Below are 6,591 nucleotides of genomic sequence, written 5' to 3'. Positions count from 1 at the left end.
TTTCAATGTAGCGTCCTGCGTAACCAATTGCTAAGCACAAAAGTATAACAGCAGCAGCAATAGGAATAATATTGGTAGTAAGATCGTTTTGCAGAGCATTTAAAGCGTTTTTAGCATTATCTATTGCTGCATATGCGGGATGCGTTATAAAAAACGCAGTTATAGATGCAGAAATTGCAATGATTTTATTGTTATTTTTTGATTGAAGGTTGATTAGTTTTTGCATATTTTACTCTTATTATTATGTAAGTTTTTACATTAAAAACGTTTTGTATTATAACTACTTATGGATTACCTGTAAATAGCATTGTAGCAAGTTGGGTTGCTGAGCCAGCGATAACAACGCCGACTGCCCATCGTATAAATGTATCCCTTTCAATGTAGCGTCCTGCGTAACCAATTGCTAAGCACAAAAGTATAACAGCAGCAGCAATAGGAATAATATTGGTAGTAAGATCGTTTTGCAGAGCATTTAAAGCGTTTTTAGCATTATCTATTGCTGCATATGCAGGATGCGTTATAAAAAATGCAGCTATAGCTGCAGAAAGTGTAGCGATTTTCTTATTATTTTTTGATTGGAGATTAATTAGTTTCCGCATATTTTACTCTTCTTAAGTTCTTATGAATGCTTTGTATTTACTATTATAAATGAAATAGCATTTTACCATGTTAATAATTATCAGATGAATTTTCACCTTAAAAACATTTTGTATTATATTTATTCATTGTTTAAATAGCATTGTAGCAAGTTGGGTTGCTGAGCCAGCGATAACAACACCAATTGCCCATCGTATAAATGTATCCTTTTCAATGTAGCGTCCTGCGTAACCAATTGCTAAGCACAAAAGTATAACAGCAGCAGCAATAGGAATAATATTGGTAGTAAGATCTGTTTTGAGAGTTTCTAAAGCTGTTTTAGCATTATTTAACGCTGCATATGCAGGATTTGTTACAAAAAATGCGGTCATAGCTGCAGAAAATGTGGCGATTTTCTTATTATTTTTTGATTTAAGGTTGATTAGTTTTTGCATATTTTACTCGTATTAAGTTCTTATGAATGCTTTATATTTAATATTATAAACAGAATAGCATTTTTCTATGTTAATAATTATTAGATGAGTTTTTACATTAAAAACATTTTGTATTATATTTATTCATGGTTTACCTGTAAATAGCATTGTAGCAAGTTGGGTTGCTGAACCAGCAATAACAACGCCAATTGCCCAGCGCACAAATGTATCCTTTCCGATATAGCGCCCTGCATAACCAATTGCTAAGCACAAGAGGATAACGGCAGCAGCAATAGGGATAATATTTTTAATGAGGTCGTCCCGTAAAGACTCTAAAGCAGTTTTTGCATTTGATAATGTTACTTGAGCATACACAGGATTGGACATAAAAAACACAGTTAAAGCTGCAGAGGTTTTAGTAGCTTTATTCCGAATTATTGTTTGAAGAATTTTTGATTGTTTCATATTGTTTATCTCAATTTAAATTTTTCTTTAGAATAAAAAGATATTTTATACAGCATAACTTTAATAGTCATTCTCATTACGCTTTTATGAATAACATATTTGCAAGTTCAGCTGCTGAACCAGCGATAACGACCCCAATTGCCCACCGTACGAATGTATCTTTTTCGATGTAGCGCCCTGCATAGCCAATTGCTAAGCACAAAAGTATAACGGCAGCAGCAATTGGGATAATCGTTTTTAAGTCTGTTTGGAGTCCCTCTAAAGCAGTTTTTGCATTTGTTAATTTTGCTTGAGCATACACAGGTTTCGACATAAAAAACACAGTTAAAGCTGCAGAAGTTTTAGTAGCTTTATTCCGAATTATTGTTTGAAGAATTTTTGATTGTTTCATATTGTTTATCTCAATTTAAATTGTTCTTTAGAATAAAAAGATGTTTTATACAGTATAACTTTAATAGTCATTCTCATTACGCTTTTATGAATAACATATTTGCAAGTTCAGCTGCTGAACCTGCGATAACGACCCCAATTGCCCACCGTACGAATGTATCTTTTCCGATGTAGCGCCCTGCATAGCCAATTGCTAAGCACAAAAGTATAACGGCAGCAGCAATAGGGATAATTCCTTTCAAGTCTTTTTGGAGCGCTTTTAAAGCTGTATCTGCGTTTTTCAAACCTTGTGCTGCTTGAGCCCATACGGGATTGTTCATAAAAAATACAGTTAAAGCTGCAGAGGTTGCGATAATTTTATTATTATTATCGTTCAATTGAAAATTGATTAATGTCCTCATATTGTTCAACCTTATCAAATTGCATTTGGCGTAAGTAGTTTTTCCATGAAATAAGGAATAATTTTATTGATGTGAAATAAAAGCAGTGAAACCTAAATTTCTTTTTTACGAAAGAAGCATTTCATGTTTCAAAAGATTTATTAGGTGGATTTAAATAATAAATCAGCAAGTTCAGCTGCTGAACCAGCGATAACAACACCGATTGCCCACCGTACAAATGTGTCTTTTCCGATATAGCGCCCTGCATAACCAATTGCTAAGCACAAAAGTATTACGGCAGCAGCGATAGGGATAATCGTTTTTAAATCTGTTTGAAGCAGTTCTAAAGCTTTTTTTGCAGGATCTAAACCCGCTGCTTGGGCAGATACAGGATTGGTCATAAAAAATACAGTTAAAGCTGTAGAAAATGCAGCAATTTTATTACGAGCTGTTGTGTGAAGAATATTTAATTGTTTCATGTTCTTTATCCTGATTAAGATTAAAACTCCCACAAATGACCCCTCGTTCATGAAGAAACTTAAAAAGATATTTTGGATCAGCCCAAGTTCTTAGTTTTCCTCTTTGTGTAAGTAACGTATATTTATTTGGCTTTCCGGTGATTGGATCATCAGAAATAAACGTGAAATACCATTCTCTCTCTGAAAGCATCACGACTGTAATCTCACGTGCTGCTTTTTGACTAAATGCTATATCAACGCTGTTTTGTTCTATCATTTTCATTATCTTTGCCCTCAATTAGAAGAGATTTTGTTCAATCTTACTAATTAGAGCTTTAACATTTTCTTATCTACCTTTCATTATAATATCCTATCAAAATTCTAGGTTTTCGTGAAAATATCAGTCATCACTCAGTGATCTTCTCGATGAAGAAAAATCTTCAGCTGAAAAAGCATCTCTGGCGCTACTTTCTTTATGTGTAAATGCATCTTCTTCTCCTTTTGAAGAGAGAGAAAGAGAATCTACTTTAGTTGTCTGTTCTGGTTCTTCTTTTTTAAGCTTTACAGGCTCCTGCAAGTCTTCATTTCCTCGTACAGCAGCTTTTACTCCAATATATGAAGTAACTTTTTGCATACGGGTGTGGCTTGAGTTTTCTGTATTGTAAAAATTCAGCACAGACTGCAAAGTCGCTTTTTCAAAGACGCACTTTGATGTTGTTTGTTCATAGCAGTAAGTTAAAGCGCTTTGTGCAGCTGTAAGATTTCTGCAAAAATCAAATGCATCAAAAAGAGAAAACAATTTCACATTTCCAACACCAATTTGCCCTAAAATTATGTTAAAATTATGTTCACTCTGTTCAGCTGTTGCGATTGTTTCCTTAAGCTGAGATGATTGATAGAAGAAGTTATCTTTATCATCTGTTACATAGACATTGTCCCGCGCTTCTTGTTTGGCGATAACTGAAAATGCTATGGGGGGCGTATTGGATATGTATGCAGCAGCAAAAAATGTGAAATCTGGAACAATCATTAGCAATACACCTTATTACGAAGAATTTTATTAATACAAATGCTAATTCTGTGTTGTGCTTTTTCTCGTTGTCTTTTGATTTTATAAATTTGCAGAATGAGATTGTTTAGCTTAGAATATTCCTTGTGATTATTGCTTTGTTTTCTTCTAAGAATATTTCTAATATATGCGAATATCCAACCAACAAGATAAAAGTGTGGAATAAAATAGAGCACATTGCGCCAACCAATATTATTCGAATCACGAAGAAAGGCGCTGCTTTTAAAAAATAATAATCTTTGATACTGTATTGAAGCTGCTTGTTTTATATAATCCTCTAGTTGCAAAAATCTTTTCAAAAAAAATTTATACGAAGTAAAAAGCCGTTGTGTATGAGGGGAGGTTTTCTTGTCATAATGAACTACACTATCATTATACAGAGAGGGCTTGTTCTTTGTTGCGTATTGCCATAACTTATAGAGTGACGATTTATATTTACTTTTGACTACTGATTCATAAGATTCAGAGAGGTGTAATGGTGCTTGAGCACTGCATTTAGTAGTTCCAGCAATTGAACTGAAAAAAGATGCAGTGGTGGTAATTGATATACCAATAAACAGCTCTTTGTGGTCCAAAGCACATCTCCGTCAAAGTGATATATGTATCGTAATTTTAATTTCGATAATAAATAGACAGAAATTGTCTATAATTGTGTTTAAAATATGGCAAGAAAATATTCTTTTTTGCAAGGGGAGTAATTAAGGTGAATGATCTCAAAAATATGAATTTTGATGAACTACAAGAGATGCGTACACAAATCGATGTGGAATTAAAAAAACGGCAAGCAAAGGAAAAGCAAAATGCGCGACGAAAAATTCTTGAAATTGCTAATGCCCATGGAATTGATATCGCTGATCTTGTGAGCAAAGAGCGCCATTATAGAAATCCCAATAACCAATGGGAATTATGGAATGGGCGTGGACGTAGACCTAAGTGGATTAAAGAGTGGTTGGAGAATGGGTATACACTTGATGAACTCGAAGTAACGTAACACGTGTGCGATCTTTACAAGATAAGGGAATACCAAGGAATGTAAATGCAAGAAGTATGCTCTTTTGGGTAATTTAATTGTATAAACATACTGAACTAATATATTAAAGTATTGAGTTACCAAATACAATGATAGGGAGCGTGAAAAAGTTTATTTAAATGCAAAAGGTCTTGTTGTTATAATCTGGAAAGCATAATGATGATGCCAGATTGGAATATTGTAATTGCTTTTGGCATGTGAGAGAGGGGGGATATTTTACTTCTTTTTATCGTTTCATTAACGTTGCTCTTTTTAGTCTATGTAAATAAATAGTTTTATTGATTATTTACAAAAATGGTCGAAATGAGAATAATTTATTGCATAGGGATTTTAACTCAATATGTAAAATGATAATTTTATCAATTAATATGTTAATAAATTAGCATACTTATATTTTTGAAATACTGTTCTGTAGAACAAGCCTGATGTTATAGATTTTGTTTGGTCTTTTTTCTGTAAGATTATATATGAGGCATTTACTTTATTTATCGTTCGTTTAGTTGAGATGAGTGAGTGTGTAGAAAAATGGAAAATTTCTATGGCTGTTATGGGTTTTATAGAATTTATGACATATTTCTGAGCGTTTGTGATTAAAATTCATTTATGAGCGTTTATGAATAATGAATAAAGAGTGTATTTGAAAATAAAAGGATTGGATCATTTCTATTGCGGTTTATCTTCTTTTATGGTGTGAAATAGGGGGGTATGCAGGTTTACAATTGTGTGTGATGGTATAGAGTGCGGAACACTTTGTTATATATCGGAATATTTTTTCTAAAATTGTGTGGTATTCCACAATAAGTTAAAGAGTTTGTCTGAGAAACAGAATGCCCCAAACGGAATACATTTGTGTTTCCAATTTACGCGCTTTTTTAAAAGAAAAGTTTTTCAATGCAACGAAGCTTATTTTATGGCGCTTCTCGTGAATAGTATAACGTAAAAGCCCCTATGAGCATATAAAATCCATTGTACACCACCATTTTTACTTCAATAAAAAGTATAAGCCGGTGCCATTATACACTTTACTCGCCTCCAATATTGCTAAAGTCCTTAGTTCTTGAGAGAGGGAGGCTTTTTGTTGCTTTGTTTAATTGTTTTTATTTATACGACACTCTCACTTGTGATGTGCAAGCGAATGATTTTGATTGCTTCAACATGAGAGAGATTTGAAATAAGGGTATTTTATGATCTTTAGATTTCTCACTCAATATGAGAACAATGAACTTATTATTATAAATAAAAGTGTTGTGTGCTAAAAAGTCTTGTTTATTTTATTATGCCGTGAAATGGCTTCTTTTAAGGTGTGGTGATATAAAGCAACAACCTCTCTGAGATATTTACTCAGTATAATATCAAAAAACACAATAAAGTCAATAGTTTGCTTGCAATTATTTTATATGAATCCACTCAAGAATCCATCCTTTTATGCATGATTCATTTGACCATTTTTTATATAAGATTGCCATGTATGAATAGACCATAAAAAGCAAATCATGATGTAAATATTATAACGCATGGGTGCATTCAAATGAAATGAAAAGCAGCTATCATTTATAACAGTTCATAAATTTTATGATACGTTTTTATCACTCAAAATCGCATTGTTTAAAAATTTAGTTGTTTGGAATTATCGATAACATACGTTTAAAGATCACATCTTGTTTTAATGATTGGATTGTTAATCGCATGATAAAAACACAAGATTTGCAGTCCTCAAAATTGGGGAGCGCAAAATCTAAAGTTGTTATAGTATCCTATAAGAAGGTAATCATTTAAAACTTTTATAAGC

General features: G+C 32.7%; 11 protein-coding genes. 1 reads left to right on the top strand and 10 read right to left on the bottom strand.

Features of this window, described 5'->3' with window-relative positions:
- From trwL (ACFILO_RS08590) to ACFILO_RS08545, 10 genes are all read right to left on the bottom strand, one after another.
- Positions 1–226, bottom strand: a 226-nt coding sequence (gene trwL, locus ACFILO_RS08590) for a VirB2 family type IV secretion system major pilin TrwL (protein ID WP_375678139.1), incomplete at its 3' end; no start/stop codon positions are given.
- Positions 227–284: 58 nt separating this feature from the next.
- Complete coding sequence (gene trwL / locus ACFILO_RS08585) at positions 285–599, bottom strand: VirB2 family type IV secretion system major pilin TrwL (protein WP_375678138.1); 315 nt, start codon at positions 597–599, stop codon at positions 285–287.
- Positions 600–722: 123 nt separating this feature from the next.
- Entirely contained in the window at positions 723–1,031 is a 309-nt protein-coding gene (trwL, locus tag ACFILO_RS08580) for a VirB2 family type IV secretion system major pilin TrwL (RefSeq protein WP_375668649.1), read from the bottom strand.
- Positions 1,032–1,154: 123 nt separating this feature from the next.
- Positions 1,155–1,475 (bottom strand): VirB2 family type IV secretion system major pilin TrwL, encoded by a 321-nt coding sequence (trwL, locus tag ACFILO_RS08575; protein WP_375668650.1) that lies wholly within the window; start codon positions 1,473–1,475, stop codon positions 1,155–1,157.
- Between the two features lie 76 nt (positions 1,476–1,551).
- Entirely contained in the window at positions 1,552–1,866 is a 315-nt protein-coding gene (gene trwL / locus ACFILO_RS08570; RefSeq protein ID WP_375678137.1) for a VirB2 family type IV secretion system major pilin TrwL, read from the bottom strand.
- Between the two features lie 76 nt (positions 1,867–1,942).
- Positions 1,943–2,266 carry a VirB2 family type IV secretion system major pilin TrwL gene (trwL, locus tag ACFILO_RS08565; RefSeq protein WP_375668651.1) on the bottom strand — a complete coding sequence of 108 codons (324 nt, stop codon included), beginning with the start codon at positions 2,264–2,266 and terminating at the stop codon, positions 1,943–1,945.
- A 140-nt stretch (positions 2,267–2,406) separates the two neighbouring features.
- The gene (gene trwL / locus ACFILO_RS08560; protein ID WP_375668652.1) at positions 2,407–2,724 is read right to left on the bottom strand and encodes a VirB2 family type IV secretion system major pilin TrwL; all 318 of its coding nucleotides are present in this window, start codon (positions 2,722–2,724) and stop codon (positions 2,407–2,409) included.
- A complete protein-coding gene (gene korA, locus ACFILO_RS08555; protein WP_015857010.1) occupies positions 2,687–2,986 on the bottom strand; it encodes a KorA family transcriptional regulator in 300 nt (99 codons plus the stop codon). Before korA ends, trwL (ACFILO_RS08560) begins: the two co-directional genes overlap by 38 nt.
- Before the next feature lie 117 nt (positions 2,987–3,103).
- On the bottom strand, positions 3,104–3,733 hold the full coding sequence (locus tag ACFILO_RS08550; RefSeq protein ID WP_375613159.1) for a TrwN protein: 630 nt from the start codon (positions 3,731–3,733) through the stop codon (positions 3,104–3,106).
- On the bottom strand, positions 3,733–4,347 hold the full coding sequence (locus ACFILO_RS08545; RefSeq protein WP_375678136.1) for a hypothetical protein: 615 nt from the start codon (positions 4,345–4,347) through the stop codon (positions 3,733–3,735). Before ACFILO_RS08545 ends, ACFILO_RS08550 begins: the two co-directional genes overlap by 1 nt.
- A gap of 128 nt (positions 4,348–4,475) precedes the next feature.
- Here ACFILO_RS08545 and ACFILO_RS08540 point away from each other — a divergent pair, with 128 nt between their 5' ends.
- The gene (locus tag ACFILO_RS08540; RefSeq protein ID WP_015857007.1) at positions 4,476–4,763 is read left to right on the top strand and encodes an H-NS family nucleoid-associated regulatory protein; all 288 of its coding nucleotides are present in this window, start codon (positions 4,476–4,478) and stop codon (positions 4,761–4,763) included.
- Positions 4,764–6,591: the final 1,828 nt, after the last annotated feature.

Origin of the sequence: Bartonella sp. AP72JLCBS, assembly GCF_042195705.1 — a bacterium.
Taxonomy (GTDB): domain Bacteria; phylum Pseudomonadota; class Alphaproteobacteria; order Rhizobiales; family Rhizobiaceae; genus Bartonella.
The sequence above is the reverse complement of the archived record's forward strand: the minus strand, read 5'-3'. Positions and strand labels throughout refer to the sequence as shown.

What these genes read in the sequence shown, in the direction of transcription:
- trwL (WP_375678137.1), bottom strand. Translation starts at nt 1,866, where the DNA reads ATGAAACAATCAAAAATTCTTCAAACAATAATTCGGAATAAAGCTACT.
- korA (WP_015857010.1), bottom strand. Translation starts at nt 2,986, where the DNA reads ATGAAAATGATAGAACAAAACAGCGTTGATATAGCATTTAGTCAAAAA.
- trwL (WP_375668649.1), bottom strand. Translation starts at nt 1,031, where the DNA reads ATGCAAAAACTAATCAACCTTAAATCAAAAAATAATAAGAAAATCGCC.
- trwL (WP_375678138.1), bottom strand. Translation starts at nt 599, where the DNA reads ATGCGGAAACTAATTAATCTCCAATCAAAAAATAATAAGAAAATCGCT.
- trwL (WP_375668651.1), bottom strand. Translation starts at nt 2,266, where the DNA reads ATGAGGACATTAATCAATTTTCAATTGAACGATAATAATAATAAAATT.
- ACFILO_RS08550 (WP_375613159.1), bottom strand. Translation starts at nt 3,733, where the DNA reads ATGATTGTTCCAGATTTCACATTTTTTGCTGCTGCATACATATCCAAT.
- trwL (WP_375668650.1), bottom strand. Translation starts at nt 1,475, where the DNA reads ATGAAACAATCAAAAATTCTTCAAACAATAATTCGGAATAAAGCTACT.
- trwL (WP_375668652.1), bottom strand. Translation starts at nt 2,724, where the DNA reads ATGAAACAATTAAATATTCTTCACACAACAGCTCGTAATAAAATTGCT.